This window comes from Opitutia bacterium, from assembly GCA_016217545.1.
Taxonomy (GTDB): Bacteria; Verrucomicrobiota; Verrucomicrobiia; order Opitutales; family Opitutaceae; genus Didemnitutus.
The window spans coordinates 969,768-988,765 of the sequence record JACRHT010000012.1 but is presented as its reverse complement, the minus strand read 5'-3'; the positions used below and the strand labels follow the sequence as shown (position 1 = coordinate 988,765).

Annotated in this window: 16 protein-coding genes and 1 pseudogene; 6 read left to right on the top strand and 11 right to left on the bottom strand. The window is 66.7% G+C overall.

Annotated features, from left to right (window positions below):
- Positions 1-12: 12 nt before the first annotated feature.
- From HZA32_11140 to HZA32_11130, 3 genes are read right to left on the bottom strand one after another with little or no spacing between them, the layout of a single operon-like run.
- Positions 13-2,118, bottom strand: a complete 2,106-nt coding sequence (locus tag HZA32_11140) for an enoyl-CoA hydratase/isomerase family protein (protein MBI5424626.1) — start codon at positions 2,116-2,118, stop codon at positions 13-15.
- Positions 2,115-3,404, bottom strand: coding sequence for a thiolase family protein (locus tag HZA32_11135; protein MBI5424625.1), 1,290 nt, complete (start codon positions 3,402-3,404; stop codon positions 2,115-2,117). Before HZA32_11135 ends, HZA32_11140 begins: the two co-directional genes overlap by 4 nt.
- A complete protein-coding gene (locus HZA32_11130; GenBank protein MBI5424624.1) occupies positions 3,401-4,933 on the bottom strand; it encodes an AMP-binding protein in 1,533 nt (510 codons plus the stop codon). The genes HZA32_11135 and HZA32_11130 overlap by 4 nt, the downstream gene beginning before the upstream one ends.
- A 172-nt stretch (positions 4,934-5,105) precedes the next feature.
- Here HZA32_11130 and HZA32_11125 point away from each other — a divergent pair, with 172 nt between their 5' ends.
- The 3 genes from HZA32_11125 to HZA32_11115 are packed head-to-tail and all read left to right on the top strand — an operon-like array spanning position 5,106 to position 8,023.
- Positions 5,106-5,582, top strand: a complete 477-nt coding sequence (locus HZA32_11125) for a YiiD C-terminal domain-containing protein (GenBank protein MBI5424623.1) — start codon at positions 5,106-5,108, stop codon at positions 5,580-5,582.
- Positions 5,579-6,415 carry an SDR family oxidoreductase gene (locus tag HZA32_11120; GenBank protein ID MBI5424622.1) on the top strand — a complete coding sequence of 279 codons (837 nt, stop codon included), beginning with the start codon at positions 5,579-5,581 and terminating at the stop codon, positions 6,413-6,415. The genes HZA32_11125 and HZA32_11120 overlap by 4 nt, the downstream gene beginning before the upstream one ends.
- 60 nt (positions 6,416-6,475) lie before the next feature.
- Entirely contained in the window at positions 6,476-8,023 is a 1,548-nt protein-coding gene (locus tag HZA32_11115) for a helix-turn-helix domain-containing protein (GenBank protein MBI5424621.1), read from the top strand.
- 6 nt (positions 8,024-8,029) lie between these two features.
- Here the strand turns inward: HZA32_11115 and HZA32_11110 are convergent, their stop codons facing one another.
- The 7 genes and pseudogenes from HZA32_11110 to HZA32_11080 all read right to left on the bottom strand — a co-directional run bounded on the left by HZA32_11110 (position 8,030) and on the right by HZA32_11080 (position 13,017).
- The gene (locus HZA32_11110; protein MBI5424620.1) at positions 8,030-8,716 is read right to left on the bottom strand and encodes a CAP domain-containing protein; all 687 of its coding nucleotides are present in this window, start codon (positions 8,714-8,716) and stop codon (positions 8,030-8,032) included.
- A gap of 131 nt (positions 8,717-8,847) precedes the next feature.
- Positions 8,848-9,819, bottom strand: coding sequence for a hypothetical protein (locus tag HZA32_11105; protein MBI5424619.1), 972 nt, complete (start codon positions 9,817-9,819; stop codon positions 8,848-8,850).
- Positions 9,820-9,826: 7 nt separating this feature from the next.
- On the bottom strand, positions 9,827-10,249 hold the full coding sequence (locus HZA32_11100) for a YcfL family protein (GenBank protein MBI5424618.1): 423 nt from the start codon (positions 10,247-10,249) through the stop codon (positions 9,827-9,829).
- Positions 10,250-10,298: 49 nt separating this feature from the next.
- A complete protein-coding gene (locus HZA32_11095; GenBank protein MBI5424617.1) occupies positions 10,299-11,507 on the bottom strand; it encodes a hypothetical protein in 1,209 nt (402 codons plus the stop codon).
- 39 nt (positions 11,508-11,546) lie between these two features.
- Positions 11,547-12,179, bottom strand: coding sequence for a penicillin-binding protein activator LpoB (locus tag HZA32_11090; GenBank protein ID MBI5424616.1), 633 nt, complete (start codon positions 12,177-12,179; stop codon positions 11,547-11,549).
- A 40-nt stretch (positions 12,180-12,219) separates the two neighbouring features.
- Positions 12,220-12,765, bottom strand: a complete 546-nt coding sequence (locus HZA32_11085; GenBank protein MBI5424615.1) for a glycine zipper 2TM domain-containing protein — start codon at positions 12,763-12,765, stop codon at positions 12,220-12,222.
- A 48-nt stretch (positions 12,766-12,813) separates the two neighbouring features.
- Positions 12,814-13,017: pseudogene (locus tag HZA32_11080) on the bottom strand (glycine zipper 2TM domain-containing protein).
- Positions 13,018-13,174: 157 nt separating this feature from the next.
- On the opposite strand from HZA32_11080, the gene HZA32_11075 reads away from it, so the two are divergent.
- The 3 genes from HZA32_11075 (at position 13,175) to HZA32_11065 (ending at position 15,656) form a co-directional block, all read left to right on the top strand.
- Positions 13,175-13,849 (top strand): TRIC cation channel family protein, encoded by a 675-nt coding sequence (locus tag HZA32_11075; protein MBI5424614.1) that lies wholly within the window; start codon positions 13,175-13,177, stop codon positions 13,847-13,849.
- A gap of 202 nt (positions 13,850-14,051) precedes the next feature.
- A complete protein-coding gene (locus HZA32_11070; protein MBI5424613.1) occupies positions 14,052-14,801 on the top strand; it encodes a hypothetical protein in 750 nt (249 codons plus the stop codon).
- An 84-nt stretch (positions 14,802-14,885) separates the two neighbouring features.
- Positions 14,886-15,656, top strand: a complete 771-nt coding sequence (locus tag HZA32_11065) for a hypothetical protein (GenBank protein MBI5424612.1) — start codon at positions 14,886-14,888, stop codon at positions 15,654-15,656.
- 200 nt (positions 15,657-15,856) lie between these two features.
- Here HZA32_11065 and HZA32_11060 read toward each other — a convergent pair whose 3' ends face one another.
- Positions 15,857-18,997: an efflux RND transporter permease subunit gene (locus HZA32_11060; protein MBI5424611.1), complete on the bottom strand. Its 3,141-nt coding sequence runs from the start codon at positions 18,995-18,997 to the stop codon at positions 15,857-15,859.
- Position 18,998: the final 1 nt, after the last annotated feature.

The window sequence follows — 18,998 nt, the reverse complement described above, 5'->3', positions numbered from 1 at the left end:
CGTGGAGGGAAGTCAGCGGGAGGGGTAGAAACGGGCCTGCGATTGGGCCATATGGACCAGCTTCGCGCACGGCTCAAAATACGGCGCCACGTCCGTTTGAAGTTTCTGTAGCTGGGCTACAACGTCCGCTACTCCGCGCGCGTCGGCGTAGCGCAACGGGCCGCCGCGGAACGGCGCCCAGCCAGTGCCGAAGATCATGCCGAAGTCCACATCCTCGGGCGCGGCGACGACGCCTTCCTCGAGGCAGCGCGCGGCTTCGTTGACCATCACGAGCACCATGCGGTCGAGCAGCGTGGCGTCGTCCTGCGCGCGGCCTTTGCCGTTGGTCTGGAGGAACGCGAGGCCTTCGTTCGGTGTTTCCTTCGCGCCCTTTTCCTTCGGGAAAACGTAGAAGCCGGTGCCGGATTTTTTGCCGAGCCAGCCTTTCGCGATCATCTGCGCGAGCGTGTCGTTGATCGGCACGGGCTTCGCGAGACGGTTCTGGAGATCGACGGCGACGTGTTGCGCGACGTCGAGGCCCACTTCGTCGGTGAGGCGCAGCGGGCCCATCGGCATGCCGAAATCGAGCATGATTCGGTCGAGGCGCGCGGCGTCGACGCCCTCGTTGAACAGCCGGACCGACTCGACCATGTAGGGGAGCAGGATGCGGTTCACGAGGAAGCCGGGGCTGTCCTTCACGAGCACCGGGAGTTTCCCGATGGCTTTCACGAACGTCAGCGCGGTATCGAGCGCGGCGGCGGAAGTGCGCGGGCCGCGGACGATCTCGACCAGCTGCATCCGATGCACCGGATTGAAGAAATGGATGCCGACGACGCGCGTCGGATCGGCGAGGCCGCCCGCGATGGCATCGATCGAAAGCGCGGAGGTGTTCGTCGCGAGGATCGTTTGCGGACCGGCGCGTCGCTCGAGCTGCTGGAAAATCTTCTGCTTGAGCTCGAGCTTCTCGACGGCGGCCTCGATGACGAGATCGACGCCGGTGAACGGCACGTCGGTGTGCACGGGCGTGATGCGGTCGAGGGCGGCGGTGGCCTCGGCGAGCGTGAGTTTCTTTTTCTTCACGCCGTCCTGATAGATTTTCTCCGCCGACTTGAGGCCCTTCGCGAGCGCCTCGGGCGCGACGTCCTTGAGGATCGTCGGGTAACCGCGCGAGCTGGTCCATTGCGCGATGCCGGCGCCCATGACGCCCGCGCCGATCACGGCCACGCGTTTCACCCGGATCGCGGCGCCGTCGGCGTCAGCGGCCTTCAATTTCTTCGCGCGCTCCTGCAGGAAAAAAATGCTCATCAGACTGTGGCACTCACTCGTCTGCACGAGACTGAGAAATGCGGCTTTCTCAATCGCGAGTGCGGTCTCGAGCGGCTGGCCGAGCGCGCCGACGGCGGCATCGATGGCTTTGAGCGGCGCCGGATAATGGCCGCGCGTCTTCGCGAGGACATCCTTGCGCGCCTTCGAAACGACGATCGGGCGGAGCAGCGCGGAATTCATCCAGCCGCGCGGCGCGGGCGTCGGGCGCTTGCCCTTGGCCAGTTGCTGGCGCGCGGCGGCGACGAGGTATTCGGGATGCGCGACCTCGTCGACCAAACCGACCTTCAGCGCTTGTTGCGCCACGAGTTGTTTGCCCGTGAGAATGATGCCGAGCGCCTGCGGCAGACCGATGAGGCGCGGCAAACGCACGGAGCCGCCCCACGCAGGGAGGATGCCGAGTTGCGTCTCGGGCAGACCGATCTTGGTCGACTTGTCGGTCGAGCCGACGCGCCAGTCGCAGGCGAGCGCGAGTTCGCAGCCGCCGCCGAGGCACACGCCGTTGATGGCGGCGACCGACGGGATTTTCAGCGCCTCGAGCCGCCGGAAAACGCGATGGCCGAGGTCGACGATGTCGCCGAGCTGCGCGACGGTGGCGCCGGCAAAGGCGTTCAAATCGGCGCCGGCGACGAAGATCTTTGGCTTCGCGCTGACGAGCACGACGCCGTTCAGATCGCCGCGCTTCTCGAGCGTGGCGAGGTGGGCGTCGAGCTCGTGCAGCGTGGCGACGTCAAAGACGTTCGCCGAGGAATTGGCGCGGTCGAAAGTGAGCGTGGCGATGGCGTCGCGCTCGAAAGTGAGAGTGATGTTGCTCATACGACCTCCAGCCAGAGTGCTCCGCCTTGTCCGCCGCCGACGCAGAGCGAGACGAGCGCGCGGCGAGCGTTGCGACGTTTGAGTTCCTTCAGCGCGGTGAGCGCGAGACGCGCGCCCGAGGCGCCGACCGGGTGGCCGAGCGCGATAGCGCCGCCGTTGACGTTGAGTTTCTCCGGCGGGATGACGCCGAGCGCGCGGTCGCGTCCGAGGTGCTGGCGGGCGTAGTCGTCGGACGCCGCGGCGGCGCAACACGCCATCACCTGCGCGGCGAAAGCTTCGTTGATTTCGATCAGATCGGCGTCGGCGAGCGTGAGACCGGTGAGTTTCTCGGCCTTGGCGAAGGCGTGAACCGGACCGATGCCCATCCGCGTGGGATCGCAGCCGGCGTAGGCAAACCCGGTGAGTTTGCCGAGCGGCGTGAGGCCAAGGCGTTTCACGCCGGCTTCGGTGGCGACGAGCAGCGCGACGGCGCCGTCGGTGACTTGCGAGGCGTTGCCGGCGGTGACGGTGCCGCCGCGTTTTTCGAAGACGGCTTTCAGCTTGCCCAACGCCTCCATCGTCTGGCCTTCGCGGATGCCGTTGTCGGCGTCGACGGCCGACGCGTCCTTGCCGCGGCGCGGATAGACGGGCGTGATCTCCTCCTTGAATTTCGCGCGCGCCGCCTCGGCTTTCTGGTGCGAACGCATCGCGAACTCGTCCTGGGCGTCACGCGAGAGTCGCCAGTCGCGAGCGAGGTTTTCCGCCGTCTGGCCCATGCCGAGGCCGCACACCGGATCGGTGAGGCCGAGCATAAGGGCGATTTTGGGCGCAAAGAGGTCCTTCGGACGGAAGGCGGCGAAGGCGGCGAGCTTCTGGCCGAGCGACTTGGCTTTGCCGAGCGCGGCGAACTTCTTCACGGCGCCCTCGTTGTAGATGAGCGGGTAGTTGCTCATGCTCTCGGCGCCGCCGACGAGGAAGATGTCGCCGCGACCGGCCGCGGCCTTGTCGGCGGCTTGCGTGATCGCCTCGAAACCGGACGCGCAGTTGCGCGAGACGGTGATGGCGGGGACGGCTTGCGGAATGCCGGCGCGCAGCGCGATGACGCGCGCGACATTGGCCGCGTCGACGGGGTTGCCGACGCAGCCGAAGACGACTTCGTCGATCAGCGCGGGGTCGAATCCGGTGCGGGCGAGCAGCGCGGCGGTGGCGGTGCGGCCGAGTTCGGCGGCGTCGCACGCGGCGAGCGTGGTGCCCATTTTGGCGAAGGGCGTTCGCACGCCGTCGACGATGTAGAGGGGTTCTTTCATGATTTCACGGTTTGGAGGCGGGATGCCGGCGGCGGCTGGTGCGGCGCGGCGGTGGCCTTGGGGCGATTGTCGACGACCTTCTGTTCCTTCAACGCGACGCCCACCTTCTGCAGGGTGCGCATCTCCTCGGCGGTGTGGAAGGTGATCTTGTTCGGTCGAATCTCGAAGTGCGAGTGGAGCATGTTGCTGATCTGCGTGCGCAGCGTCTCCTCGGGCAGATCGCTGGCGCGCGTGACGTGGAGGTGGATCTCGTCGAGATCGAGCGGGTCGTCGTTCACTTTGCGCATCTCGATCTGCCAGGAGCCGATGGTGCGCACGTCGTCGAGGGCGTGCTCGAGCTCGTTGAAGTCGATGATCGTGCCCTTGATCTTCTGGAAGCGCATGGCGCGGAAATCCGACACGCGCGAGATGCGGCCCATGAGGCGCGGCATGCGATGGCCGCAATACGGGCACGGCTCATAGGTGATGCCCTGTTCGATGTGGTCGCCCGTGCGGTAGCGGAGGACGACGGTGCCGCGCTGCTCGAGCGGGGTGTAGACGAGTTCGCCGCCGGTGCCGTCGGGGACAGTCTTGCCGGTCTCGGGATCGATCACTTCGAAGATGCCGAGATCGGGGAACAGGTGGTAACCCGGCGGCGTGTGGCCGGGCGTGAACGGGCACTCGGCCCACGCGAGCTTCGCCTCGGTGAAGCCGTAGGTGGCGACTACTTTCACGTCGGGTGAGCCGACTTGGGCGCAAAGCTCGGCGAGTTTGCGGCGGGTGCCTTCGGCGACTTTCTCGCCGCCGAGGAGGACGCATTTCACGCCTTCGATGCGCAGGCCTTCGTTCACGGCCTCGCTGAGCACGTGGTAGAGGAAGGTCGGCATGCCCGTGATGACGGTCGGGCGGATTTTCTGCATCGCGCGGAGGTTGCCCTCGGTGCCCATGACTTTGCCGCCGCCGGTGGAAAGGCAGAAGATGTTCCGGTCGATGCCGGAGTAGAACATATACCAAAACGCCAGGTGCGGCGCGAAGGGGAACATGTTCAGCATGCGATCGTCACGCGTGCGCCCGCCGAGCTCCGCGATGCGGCCGCTGCCGAGGCCGAGGTGGGCGATGTCGTGTTGCGTGTAGAGGAACGCCACCGATTCGGTCGAGCGGCCGGTCGTGGCCGTCATGAACGTCGGGCGCCACTCGCGGTCGAGTTCCTCCTTCACGCGCGCGGGGCCACGCAGGAGCGCGCGGACGATCGTCGAGGGGCGCTTGCGCAGGACCGCGGGGTCGGGCTTCAACACGAACTCGAGCGCGCGCCGCGGGTTCTCGGGCGTCGGCAGGAGGTCCTCCTTGGTCGTGAAGGGGATCTTGGCGAGGTCGTCCAGCGAGCGGACATCGCGCGCGGTCAAGCCCGCTTGGGCGAAGAGGCGCTGGTAGTGGCTGGAAAACGGCAGCACGCAGTCGCGGAGGTAGCGGTGGAGTTTCTCGCCTTGGAGCGCGCGCGTGCGGTCGCGATCCAGGCGGTGCCAGTGCGTGGTGAGTTGTGTGGGGGACATAGCGGAACGGCGCCAAAGCGCACGTCAGGGGTAGTTCGCAAGCGCACCTTGGTTAGCCTTTTATCGTGTGCAAGCGAAAATTCGCCATTGACGAAAAGTGCCCAGATAGTTCGCTCCAAGCGTAAACAACCCGACCGCTCCGCAAGTCCGCGACATGGCTGAATCCTGGAAAATGAAACTGCTCCGGTGGCGCTTCAATCGCTACCCCGCCTACCGACAATCGGGAGCGCGCGTCGTGCGCATCGCGGAAGACTTCCGGGAAATCATCGTCCGGCTCCCGCTGAACCGCAGCACGCGGAACCTCCACGGCACGATCTACGGCGGGGCCATGTATGCGGCGGTCGACCCCTTGCACGCCGTGATCGTCGCGGCCAATCTCGGCCCCGACTACCACGTGTGGATGAAGTCCGCCCAAATCGACTTCAAGCGCCCGGGCCGCGGCGACCTCTTCGCGCACGCCCGGGTCAGCAAGCACGAGATCGAGGAAATCCGCGAGGCCCTGCGCCACACCGCCAAGCTCGACCGCAACTTCACCCTCAACCTCGTCGACGAGTCCGGCCAGGTGTCCGCGCATTTCATATTCACCGTGCACATCAAACGCCGCGGCGCGCACGAAGCCCCGATGGAAGAACTCGTTTTCACCCGATGACCGCTCCCCTCGCCGATCAAGTCGTCTTCATCACCGGTGCCAGCCGCGGCATCGGCCGCGCCATCGCCCTCGCCGCCGCTCAAGCGGGCGCCCACATCGTCGTGGCCGCCAAGACCACCGAGCCGCATCCGAAGCTGCCCGGCACGATTCACACGGTCGCCGACGAAGTCCGCGCGCTCGGCCGCGAAGCGCTGCCGCTGCAACTCGACGTGCGCGACGAGATCGCCGTGCAGGACGCCTTCGCCGCCGTCGCACAGAAATTCGGCCGCCTCGACGCCCTCGTGAACAACGCCGGCGCCATCTCGCTCACCAACGTCGAGAACACGCCTATCAAACGCTTCGACCTCATGCAGGAGGTCAACGCCCGCGCGCTCTTCGTCTGCGCGAAAAACGCCCTCCCGCTCCTGCGCGCTACCGGTCGCGGCGGCCACATCGTGAGCCTCTCCCCGCCGCTGAACCTCAAGCCGCGCTGGATCGCTCCCCACGCACCCTACACGCTCTCGAAATACGGCATGACGCTCCTCGCGCTCGGCATGGCGGACGAATTCGGCCGTGATCGCATCTCCGTGACGACCCTCTGGCCACGCACCACGATCGCGACGGCTGCGATCGAATTCGCGGTCGGCGCCGAGCTCATGCGCTTCTCCCGCACCGCCGACATCATGGCCGACGCCGCGCTCGCGATCCTCACCACCGCGGATGGCTCGCTCAACGGCCGCACGCTGCTCGACGAGGATCTCCTCCGCGAGCGCGGCCAGACCAACTTCGACCGCTACGCCGTCGAGCCCGCGAACGCCGCCCGGCTCTATCCCGATCTCTTCCTCGACGTCTGAAACCGCGATTTGCCGTATTACGGCAAATTATCCGCTCCCACTCTGCCAATTCAACCGCCCATGCGCCCGCTCTCCGATACGTCCGAACCCGCCTCGCCCGCCAAGTCGCCGCCCAGCGAGCAAAACCTCCGCTTCATCCTCGGCCTCAAACTCAGCCAGCTGCGCAAGCAAAAGGGCCTCCCGCTGAAGGACGTCGCCTCGCGCGCCGACCTCGCGATCTCCTACCTCAACGAAATCGAGAAGGGGAAAAAATACCCCAAGCCCGAGAAGATCCTCGCCCTCGCCAAGGCCCTCGGCACGACCTACGACGAACTCGTCTCGCTCCAGCTCGGCGAAAGACTCCACCCGCTCTCCGGCGTGTTGAAGTCCGGCGTGCTCGAGGAAATCCCGCTCGAAGTTTTCGGCCTCACGCCGACCGGCCTGCTCGAGATGATGTCCGCCTCGCCGGAGAAAATCAGCGCGCTCTTCGACACCTTCGTGAAGATCGCGCACCGCTTCGACGTCACGATCGAGCACCTGCTGCTCGCCGCGATGCGCTCCTACGTCGAGCAGAACCAGAACTACTTCGAGGACATCGAGCTCACCGCGGAGAAATTCCGCTCGAAGCACGAATGGGCGCGCACGCAAACGCCCGATCTCGCCAAGCTCCGCGAACACCTCACGAAACGCTACGGCTACACGATCGACGACTCCGCGCTGCCCAACCGTCCGGATCTCCAGGACATGCGCGCGGTCACGTTCGGCGGCGAGTCGCCGCAGCCCCGCATGTTCCTCAACTCGCGGCTCTCGCTCTGGCAACAGGCCTTCCTCCTCGCGCGCGAAATCGGCTACCGCGAGATGGACCTCGTCGAGCCGGTCACGACCTCGCCCATCGTGAAGGTCACCTCGTTCGACCAGCTCCTGAACAATTTCCGCGGCTCCTACTTCGCCGGCGCGATGCTGCTCGACCGCCACCTGCTCGTGTCCGACCTGCGCCAGTTCTTCGCCCGCACGCAATGGGACGGCAACATGCTCGTGGCGATCAACCGCCGCTATCAGGCCACGCCGGAAATGTTCTTTCACCGCCTCTCGCAAATCGTGCCGCGCTTCTTCGGCCTCGAGCAGATGTATTTCGTGCGCTTCGACCACCACCGCGGCACCACCGACGTCCGCATCGGCAAGGAGCTGCACTACCAGCGCATGCACGGCACGCACAGCGTCGGCGTGAACGAGCACTATTGCCGCCGCTGGGTCTCGCTCCGTTCGCTCGTGGAACTCGACGCCCGTCGCGCCCGCGAAGGCTCCGCGCTCATCGTCGCCGGCGCCCAGCGCTCGCGCTTCTACGCCAGCAACGACGAATACTTCTCCATCTCGCTCGCGCACCCGCGCTCGGCCAATCCCGAGATGAACTCCTGCGTCACGCTCGGGTTCGTGATGAACGACGCGCTCAAGAAGTCCGTCAATTTCTGGAACGATCCCACGTTGCCCAGCGCGCTCGTCGGCGACACGTGCGAGCGCTGCGGCATCGCCGACTGCGAGTCGCGGGCCGTGCCGGCCGCCATCCGCCAGCGCGAGGACCGACGCGCCCGCCAGCTCGCCGCTCTCGCGCAGCTGCAAGTCGAGGTCTGAGACCGCTCAGTATCCGCCTGGGCTGCGCAGGGGTCCGTCGTTGGCGGGCGGGCGCTGGCTTTGCGCGAACGCGTTTTTGCGGCGCGGCGTAAAAAAGGCCTGCACGGCGAAAATCATGTCCATGTCATCCTTGCTTTTCGACGCGCGCACGGCGCAGCCGAGATAACGCAGCTTTTCATCCACGATGTTGGCGCGATGCCCCGGTGAATTCATCCATTCGCTCACGATGGCTTTCGCGAAGCTCGCGTAGGTGTGCAAGCGCACCGGCCCGCCCGTGCGCGAGTCGCGTAGCGTGGAATCGTTTTTCAGCCAGTAGACGGTCGTGTTTCTCGGGACGTCGTAGATCGAGAGCAGCGCGATGTTCTCCGAGACTCGCAACGGATCCAGTCCGGCGAACCGGACGCGATCCTCGGGCGTGGCGATGAGCGGAAACGGATTGGTGTGGCTCGGCGGGCGGAACAGCGCCCCGATGTTGGCCTGGGTGTCGGCGGCCTCATCCAGCCTTTGCTCCCGCGCGAAAGGCTTGCGGCCGAGCTCCACGCGGACGCGGTTAGTCTCGTCGAAAATGGCGCGGGCCAGGAGCGGTTGGTCGAGCCGCGCTGCGTCGATCGTATCCGTCAACTCCGCGGTCCAGCCGCTTGCCACGAACAAGAGCAAGCCGGCGAGCGGGAGGATGGCGCGCGCGTGGATCACGCCGGCACAAAATCTACCGACAACCACCGAGTCAAATCCACGGCGACCAACAGCGCTCGACCGTAGGCGTAGGGCGCAAAAAAAGCCGCGTGATGGCGCGGCTTGAGTCTGCGAGGCGGAGAGCGCTGGGCCTACTTCCCGCCGAGCGCCATGTCTTCCATGAGCGCGAGCGCGGTGGCTTCGGCGATATCCTGCACATCGAAGCGCGAGACGATGCGGCCGGCATCGCGATCCTTGCCGATCACGTCGCGCGAGCTGGCTTGGCCGACGATGGCGGAATCACTGAGGCGAATGGCGGTCGCCTGGATGTCGGGGATCACGGTCGTCGTGTCGCCCGAAACCTTCGGGAGCAGGATCTCGCGGCTGGAAATCAGAACCTCGATGACGATGTCGGCGACCTTGGCCAGCGCCTCGCGGTCCTTGCGGGCCTGCTCGTTGCCGGACGCGGTGAAGTGATCGAAGGGTTTGTCGGCGATGAGCGCGGCGGCGACGCGTTGATCGGCCAGCTGCGCTCCGGCAGCGCGGAACGGACGGCCGAAGAGCCGCTCGACGTCGCGCACGGTCTGCTTGTCGGCGAGCGCTTCCTTGGTCGCGCCGCTGGATTCGTAAGTGTTCTCGGCGGAGACATGCTCCTTGGTCGAGGTCGTGGTGCCACGACCGGCCGCGACGACGGTGCCAGGCTGCGAACCGGAGTTCACGTTCACCTGCACCTGCGGCGCGTTGGTCGGCTGCGCGGCGGCATCGACGTCGCTCTTGGTTTCGCCGCGATCGGCTTCGGTGCGCTCTGAGCGTTTGGTGAGGCGCAGGCCGGAGCTGGCGTCGACGAGGTCGCGGTTCACGTAGAACAGGAGGCGCGGCTTGCCGAGCTTGCCGTAGGCTTCGGCGAATTTGTCGACGACCGCACGCGCCTGCTCCGGCGCGACGATCGAGCGATTTTCCGGAGCGTAGAGTTTCTGCCCGGCATCGGTGGGCGCGAGCGAGGGCGGCGTGGCGACGACTTGCTGCGCGAGTGGCGGGCGTTCGCCGTCGGTGCGGGATTGCGCGTGGGCGGCAACGGCGGCGCCGATCGCCGCGAGGAAAACGAGAGCGGGTGTGTGTTTCATGGTCGGCTCAGCGCGCCTGGCGGACGGCGATGGTGTATTTGTGCGCGGCGTTGGTGTGCGCCGTGAACGTCGCGGTCTCGGTCGCGTTCTCACCGAGGATGAGCGTCTGCCACGGCGTTTCGTCGCCGGTGGAGAAGCCCGCGTCGTCCTTGAACACGCAGCGGATCTGGACCTGGATGCGGCGCGCTTCGCGGTTCTTGATGTTGGCGAGGACCTCGAGGCGGCCGTCACTCGTGGTGCGTTCCTGGAGGCCGGTGCAGGTGACGGAGATCTGCGTGGGACGATCCATGAGCACGAATTTCTCCGTGCTCTCGAGCGTGTAGCGGGTGGTTTCCTGCGGGAGGAATGGGCCGGGCGGCTGCTGGCAACCGGCGAGAAAGGCGGTGGCGGCCAACGCGGCGAGGCAGAGGGGCGTCTTGACGGTGTTCATAACGGAGCGGTCTGGTGTTGAGGTGTTGGACAGCGCCAGAGGGGAAAGTTCACCCAGCGGCGGGGTTTTTTGCTAATTCGCTGAGAAACAGGACGGTGTCCCGATCGCGGTCGGCGGGCACGTGCAGAGTGAAATCGCGGGTGTGGGCATCGAGCACGCGGCCGTCGGCGTCGAGGTAGGTGATCTTGGCCGGGTAATCGCCGGGAGCCAATTTGAGCGCGGTGAAACCGAGGTAGCGCGGCAGGTTGTCCCAAGCGCGGAGGTCGGCGTGGGCGACGGTCGAGGCGGAGAGCGCTTTGCTCAGGAGGCCGATGGCGGCGAGCGCCACGGCGGTTTGGTCGGAGCCGCGACTGCTCTCGCCTTCGTCGCGTTTGCGCTCGGCGCGTTCGTGGGCGATGGCGGCGCCGATCAACGAGAGGTCGCCCACAGTGTCGGTCGCGCCTTTGAACACCGCCTTGTTGCCGAGGATGTAATCCATCACGCGGCCGCCGCGCGTCGTCGCCTGAAAGTAGAGGTCGTCCCACGGTGCGAGTTCGAACGTGCGGCCGGCAACTTCGAGGCGCGCGCGGCGCGCGGCGGACTCGCGCTCGGAGAAACGCAGTTTCTCGCCGTAGGCGCCGTCGGCGTATTTGAGCGGGCCTTGGCCCCACTCGGCGAAGACGAGCACGTTGGCCTTCAGATTGTAGGCGGGGAGAGTGTGCTTCGCGTTTTTCTCCGCGCGTTGGAGCGCGTCGCTGCCGTCGGCGGCGAGTTTGGCGCTGGCAAGTCCGTCGAGGTAATCGAGCAGGATGTAGTCGGCGCGGTAATCACCTTCCTCGGCCACGCTGTCGATGAGCTGGCCGGAACGGTAGCAGGCGCGGGCGTTATCCGGTTCGCCGTCGCGCCAGTAGAGGAGCGCGCGGTAGTAATAGGCCATCACGCGCTCGTAGGGTTCGCCGATGAAGGTTTTGCGCTCTTCGCCTGACCACAGGCTGCGCGCGCGCTGGGCGTCCTCGCGGTTGGCGAGGATGCCGCCCATGGTGAGAATGGCGTCGTCGAAGCGCTCTTTCGCCTCGTCGTAGGCGCCGGCGCGGAGCGCGGCGAGGCCGAGGCGGTATTGCCAGAGGACCTTGTCGCGCACGACGGTGCCGGCGAGCTTGGGGTCGTTGGTGACGAGCAGTTGGTCGGTGGGCAGCGCGGGGCCAACGCAACCGGCGAGGGTGACGACAACGGCCACGAGCAGAATCGCCCGTGGCCCCATGGAGCGGAGACGCGACATCGCGAGAAAGTGAGCACGGCAAACCGCCGTGCGTCACGCTCAACGATAAGCGGCGTCCTCGAGACCCTGTTTCTTGATCTCGGCGGAGCTCTCCCAGACGATCTCGCTGGTGCGGGCGTCGGTCAGGCGGAAGCTGTAGAGGACGTAGTCGCTCACGCCGGCGGACGTGCGCGTGGTCATGCCCTGGAGCTTGCCGGTGAGGAAGTAGTCGGCGCCGCGGAACTCGACGACGTTCGGGTCGCTGCTGGCGGTGACCTGGCCGTTCATCTTGAGTTCACGCTCGCGTTCGAGCGTCTTCATCATTTCGCGATCGAGGAAGCGCACGCGGCCGGCGGCATGCTCGTTCAGGTTCGAGCGGATGCGGGTGAGAAAAATGTCCTTGTTGATCGGGAAGCGGGTCTCGTTGACCACCGGCTCGAGGACGACGCGCGGCGTGGTCTTGGCGTTGGCGACCTCGGGGATGCCGAGGATGCCGCGGACCATCTTGTCGGTGACGGTGACGAGGTCCTGCGATTCGACGCCGGTGCCGGCGACGAAGCCGCGTTCATCGGGACGCATTTCAGTCACGGGGACGCCGTTGGGATTCTGCACGCCGCCGACGGGTTGTTGGCAGCCCGCGAGAACCGCGGCGCCGAGCGCGCAGGAGGAAACAATCAGGAGACGAGGGTTCATGGGTGCTTGGTAACGAAAAACGGAAGGCGCGACGGCGCGGTCAACGCCCGAAAAGACTGTTCGCGCTGCTCATCGGCGACGAGTTGCCGTAGTAATTGTTGATGATCGTCACCTGCTGCGGCTGCTGTTGCTGCTGCACGGGCTGCGCGGCGACGACCTCGGTCGCATAAGCACGGGCCGGGACGACGCGGCGATACGGACGCGCGACGGCCGCGTCGCGGGTCGAGCCGAGGACCGCACCGGCGAGCGCGCCCCAAAGCGCACCGCGGGCGCCGTTGCCGCTGCCGGTGTTGTTGCCGATGATCGCCCCGAGGCCGGCGCCGACAAGCGCGCCACCGAGGGCGCTGTCACCGGAGCCGTAGTAACCCGTGTCGTAGCTGTAGCTCGGGTAGCTGTAGGCGTAGCTCGGGTAGTCGTAGGTGCCGTAGTAGCTGCTCGGCCAAGCCGAGTAGCGCGGAGAGTAATAGCCGTAGTAGGGCGTGAACGGCCGGTAGCCGACGTTCCAGTAGCCGTAGCTGCCACCATGGCGGCGGTGATCGCGACGACCCCAGCCGTCGTGGTAACCGTAGCCGACGCCGACGCGCACGTTCGTCCGCGACTCGCCGCGCCACGCCGAGCGCGAGCTGTTGGCGTCGTCCGCCGCCGCGCCGAGCACCGCGCCGGCCGCGGCACCGATAAGCGCGCCCTTGCCGCCGTTACCATGACCGCTGTTGTTGCCGATCACCGCGCCAGCGATGCCGCCGAGCACGGCGCCGCTGACGGCGTTGGGACGAAACGTCTGCGCGGAAACCGACAATGCGGTCGCGCCCAGCAAGGCGATGGCGAGGAATTTCTTCATGGTTGGTGAGGGCCGACGGATGGGACACATACCCTAGGGAAGTGTTTCACCCAGAATCAACGGATGAGCGCACGGAGCCTTAGGGCACAGCCCGCAGTTGCGTTGGACAGCAAGGGAAGCTACTTGGATTTCTCGTCAAAACAACCACTTAGCCCACGTGATCCGCGGCACATTCGATCTTCCGGTGCTCTTCGACTACGGCGCGACCTTCGCGTTCGGCCTGTCGGCTGCGCTCGCCGGCATCAAGCGGCACTATGACATTGTGGGCGTGCTCGCGCTGGCGCTGGTCACGGGCCTCGGCGGCGGCCTCATCCGCGACGGACTTTTCCTCGTCCAAGGCCCCACCCCGCTCCTCACCAACCCGCGCTACATCCAACTCATCGGCGCGGCGGTCGTGTGCGGCATCCTGTTCGGTTCGCGCATCCATCATTTCGCGCGCCTCATCGCCGTCGTGGACGCGCTCGGCCTCGGCGCTTACGCGGCGTTCGGCGTCCAAAAATCTCTCCACGCCGGCTTGTCCGCGCCCGCCGCCATCCTCGTCGGCGTCGTCAACGCCGTCGGCGGCGGCGTCCTGCGCGACTTGCTCTGCCGCGAGGAGCCGCTCGTTTTCAAGCCCGGCCAATTCTACCTGCTCACCGCGCTCGCGGGCGCCGTCACCTTCGTCTTCTGCAGCGTGAACCTCGAGATGTCCGCCAACCGCGCGGCCATCGTCGCGGTCGTGCTCACGTTCGTCTTCCGCGCGCTGACCATCCGCTTCAACTGGCGCACCGCGCCGGTGTCCTCCGGCTCGATTTTCGAAAACGACGACGAGCCGCGCCCCGGGCGGACCTAGTCCCGCGCGCATTCGCCGGCCAGAGAGCCGCTCGGTCCATCGGGGATTTTTCTCCGGTGATTTGCCGGCCATTCCGCGCTACCGCCGGCGGCGCGGAAGGTTCCGACCAACCGACGGGAATAGTTTCGCCCCGCCGCGAACTTCGCCGCCGCGCGCCTAGTCCGAGGGAATGCGAACCCAACCCTCAAACCAAGGATACAGCATGAATACCACGATCCGTTGCCTCCTCGTTGCCGCTTCCGTCGCCGGTGTCGCCGCCAGTGGTTCCGCTCAGCTGGTCAACTCGGCGACCAATGCCGCTGCCAGCGTCCGTCCCGTCGTGCCGCCGATGCCGCCTCCGCCCGCCGCCGTGAACGCCTCGGCGGCCGCGCAGAACGCCGCCGCCACCGCAGCCACCGTCCGCGCGCCGGTTCTGCCGCCCGCCACCAACGCCGCGACAGCGGCCACGGCCACCACGAGCGCCGTCGGCGCCTCCGCCAGCGCCTCGAATTATCCCACCGTCGTGGGCAGCGCCAACGCCTCGGCGACCGGCCAGCTGCATGGCGCCGCTGGACTCGACGTCGCCGCGACCCAAGGCATCAACGCCACCGTCAACACGGCCGCGACCACCACGCAGATCCAACAAGCGACGTTCGAATCGCGGAAGCAGCTCTCCGCCGACATCGAAGCGAGGATCGAGATGAGCGAAAAGGCGCTCGCCAACCTCAAGACCCGCGCCAACGCCGCCGGCGATCGCGCCCGCGACGACCTCGCCCGCGCGATGCGGAACGTCCGCGCCAAGGAAAAGGAGCTGCGCGCCTCCCTGCGCACCGCCGTGAAATCCGCGAAGGAAACCACGTGGGGCGAAGTGCAGGCCCAACTGGCCCAGGACTACTCCGCCTACGCGGATGCAGTCGTGGCTGCCAGCGCCGCGGTCGACAGCAGCGCGTCCGCGACCGAGCCGAAGTCCTGACCCGCATCCGCACCCACCACCCGGACATCCTCTCCCTTTCCGCCGGGGCGGCGCACGCCCCGGCGTGAATCGGAGCCTTCACCCATGAAAAATCTCCGCCCCCTCCTCCTCGGCGGTGCGCTCACGGCCGGCGCCTTGCTCGCGCAAACCGACGCACCCACCGCCAAGACCAGCCTCGCCACCGGCTTCGACTATTCGCGCGGCAGCTACGGCCTCGCGAGCGACACGACCGTCACCTCGGTGCCCGTCGAACTCACCTACGATTCGGGCCCGTGGATCTTCCGCGCCTTCACCTCCTGGCTCACGATCAAGGGCCCCTCCGCCGCCGCGCTCACCGGCGGCTCCGGCAACCTCACGCGCCCGACCGCGGCCTCGGAGTCTGGTCTCGGCGACCTCTTCGCCGACGCCACCTATCGCGCCGATCCGTTCGCCAACGGCGTGCGCATCGACACGACCTTCCGCGCAAAAATCCCGACCGCCGACGAAGCGCGCGGACTCGGCACGGGCGAAGCCGACTACTACGGCCAGCTGAACGTCTATCGCACGTTCGACAACGTGACGCCCTACGTGACGGGTGGCTACCGCGTGCTCGGCGATAGCGACCGCTATCAATTGCGCGACGGTCCCTACGCGTCCGCCGGCGCACACTTCCGCACATCCGACCGGACGGTCGTCACCGTCGGTTACGATTGGAGCTCGCGCATCGCCGACGGCGCTGACGCGGCGAGTGATGCGATGCTGGCCGTGACGCACGACGTCAACGACCGCTGGCGCGTGTTCGCCTACGCGCTCAAGGGCTTCACTGATGCCAGCCCCGACGTCGGGGCCGGACTGCGCCTCAGCTACCGATTCTGAAGAAAGGTGGAGCGCGTTGACCTCAACGCGCTCAAGCGAGAACGCGTTCGGGACAACGCGCTCCACCACGGCGGCGAAGCGACCCGCCGCCCTACTCCGTCGGTTCGCGCTCGTGTGTGGTAGGGCGGGACCGCTGGGCCCGCCGAAACGTGATGCCGCTCACCCGGCGCGCCCAGCGGTCGCGCCCTACCCTCGCAAACTCACTTCGCCAGCGCCTCGGCGGTGGAACTGCCGTGCACCGGACGACCGCGACGCGTCGCGAGCCAGCGCGTGAAACGATCCATGTAGACGTAGATCGCCGGCGTGATGTAGAGCGTCAGCGCCTGCGAAACGACCAGGCCGCCGACCACCGCAAGACCGAGCGGCCGGCGCGAATCGGCGCCGGCACCGAGACCGAGTGCGATCGGCACGGCGCCCGCGAGCGCCGCGAAGGTGGTCATCATGATCGGACGAAAGCGCACGAGGCACGCCTCGAAGATCGCTTTCTCCGCCACGAACGCCTCGCCCTGCTCGCGCTCCTTCGCGATCGCGAAATCGATCATCATGATCGCGTTCTTCTTCACGATGCCGATGAGCAGGATCACACCGACATAGCCCATCACGTTCAGCTCCTCGCGGAACGCCCAGAGCGTGAACAACGCGCCGAAGCTCGCCGCGGGCAGGCCCGAGAGAATGGTCAGCGGGTGAATGAAATCCTCGTAGAGGATGCCGAGCACGACGTAGATCACGAGCACCGCCATGATCAGCAGCAGGCCGAGTCCTTGCAGCGACGACGCGAACGCCTGCGCCGAGCCCTGGAAGCCGTAGCTGATCGTCGCGGGCAACTCCTTGCGCGCAAGTTCGCTCACGACGGCGGACGCTTCGCCGAGTGAGTAACCGGGCTTCAGGTTGAACGAGATCGTGACCGCTGGCAGTTGCCCGAGGTGGTTGACGGTGAGCGGGCCGACTTCGCGGCGCAGCGCGGCCACGGTGTCGAGCGGCACGAGTTTGCCGTTCCGGCCCTTGATGTAGATGAGCGAGAGTGACTCGGGGCTCTTCTGGAATTCCGGCGCCGTCTCCATGATGACGTAGTATTGGTTCGTCGGCGTGTAGATCGTGGAGACCTGCCGCGAACCGTAGGCGCTGTAGAGTGCATCCTCGATCTGCGCCGGTGTGACGCCGAGCGCGGCCGCGCGGTCGCGGTTGATGTCGACGCGCAGCTGCGGATTCGAGATCTGCAAATCCGAGTTCACGTCCTGCAGCCCGCCGAGGTCGCGCATCTTGCCCTCCATCTTGCGCGCGGCGGCGTAGAGTTCGTTGAGATCGCTGCCGAAGAGCGTGAACTGATACAGCGCCTTCGTGAGCGAGCCGCCGAGGCGGATCGGCGGGAGCAACTGCGGGAACACCCGCAAGCCCGGGATGCCCGCCAGCTGCACGCGCAGCTGCTGCGCGATGACGGCGGCGTGCGGCCGTTCGTGGCGATCCTTCAAGATGATAAAGAAGCGGCCTTGGTTGCTGTTCGTCGCCGACGGACCGCCGCCGATCGCGGACATGAACATCGTGACGTTCGGGTTCTTCGCGAGGATCGCGGCGGCGGCCTGCTGGTGCTTCACCATTTCCGCGAACGACACGTCCTGCGCCGCCTCCGTGAACGCGAAGATCTGCCCCGTGTCGTCGGTCGGGATGAAGCCCGTCGGCAACACGCGCGCGACCACGACCGTCAGGATCGCCATGAGCAGCGCGACGCCGACCGTGATGAGGCGATGCCGCAGTGCGAGGCGCAGCGTCCGCTCGTAGAAATCGCGCATGCGGTTGAAAAACGTCTCGAACGCCTCGTAGAGGCGGCCGTGTTTCTCGACCGAGCCGACCGGATGCGCCTGCAGGAAGCGGCTGCACAGCATCGGCGTAAGCGTGAGCGACACGACGCCCGACACGAGAATCGACGCCGTGATCGTCACCGCGAACTCGTGCAGCAACCGACCGAGAATGCCGCCCATGAACAGCACGGGAATGAACACCGCGACCAGCGACAGCGTCATCGAGAGAATCGTGAATCCAATCTCGCCCGACCCCTTGAATGCCGCCTCGCGCACCGGCATGCCCTGCTCGGTGTAGCGGACGATGTTCTCGAGCATGACGATCGCGTCGTCCACGACGAAGCCGACCGAGAGCGTCAGCGCGAGCAGCGAAAGGTTATCGAGCGTGAAGCCCGCGAAATACATCGCGACGAATGTGCCTGCGAGCGCCAGCGGGATGGCGATGCCCGGGATGACGGTCGCGCGGACGTTGCGCAGGAACACGAAGATCACGAGCACCACGAGGACGATCGCGAGCGTGAGCGTGAACTGCACGTCGTTCACCGACTCGCGCACCGTCTCGGAACGATCCGCGAGGACGTTCAACTGCACCGACGCCGGCAACTGCGCCACGAACGCCGGCAGCAGCGCGCGCACGCGGTCGACGACCGCGACGGTGTTCGTGCCGGGTTGTTTCTGCACGGCGAGCACGACGGAGCGGTTGCCCTGGCCGTTGCGATAGAACCAGCTGGCGACGCGGTTGTCCTGCACGCTGTCGATCACCTGCGCGAGTTCGCTCAGGCGCACCGGCGCGCCGTTGCGGTAGGCGACGGCGATGTTGGAAAACTCGCCGCTGCTCGCGAGCTGGCCGGTGGCGACGACCGTCATCGCCTGCTGCGGGCCGTCGAGGACGCCCGTCGGCAGGTTGACGTTATGCGAGGAGAGCGCAGCCCGAACTTCCTCGAGAGCGATGCCCTTGGCCGCGAGCGCGCGCGGATCGAGGCGGACGCGCAGCGCGTATTTCTGCGCGCCGTAAATCTGCACCTGCGCCACGCCGTCGACGGTCGAGATGCGCTGGCCGAGGATGGTTTCGGCGTATTCGTTGACCACCGAGAGCGGCAACGTCGGCGAAGCGAGCGCGAGGTAGAGGATCGGCTGGTCGGCGGGGTTGGTTTTGCGAAACGACGGCGGCGCCGGCATGTCCGTGGGCAACCGGCGCTGCACGGCCGCGATGGCGGCCTGCACGTCCTGCGCTGCGGCGTCGATCGTGCGATCGAGGGAAAATTGGATCGTGATCGTCGTGCTGCCGAGCGCGCTGGTCGACGTCATCGAGTCGATGCCGGCAATGGTGGAAAACTGTTGTTCGAGCGGCGTCGCGACCGCGCTGGCCATCGTTTCCGGAGTGGCGCCGGGAAGGCTCGCGGTGACGACGATCGTGGGGAAATCAATGTTCGGCAGGTCGGAGACCGGGAGAAGCTTGTAGGCCATCGCGCCGAAGATGCACAGCGCTGCGGTCAACAGCGTCGTCATCACCGGCCGGCGGATGCAGAGGGCGGGGAGATTCATG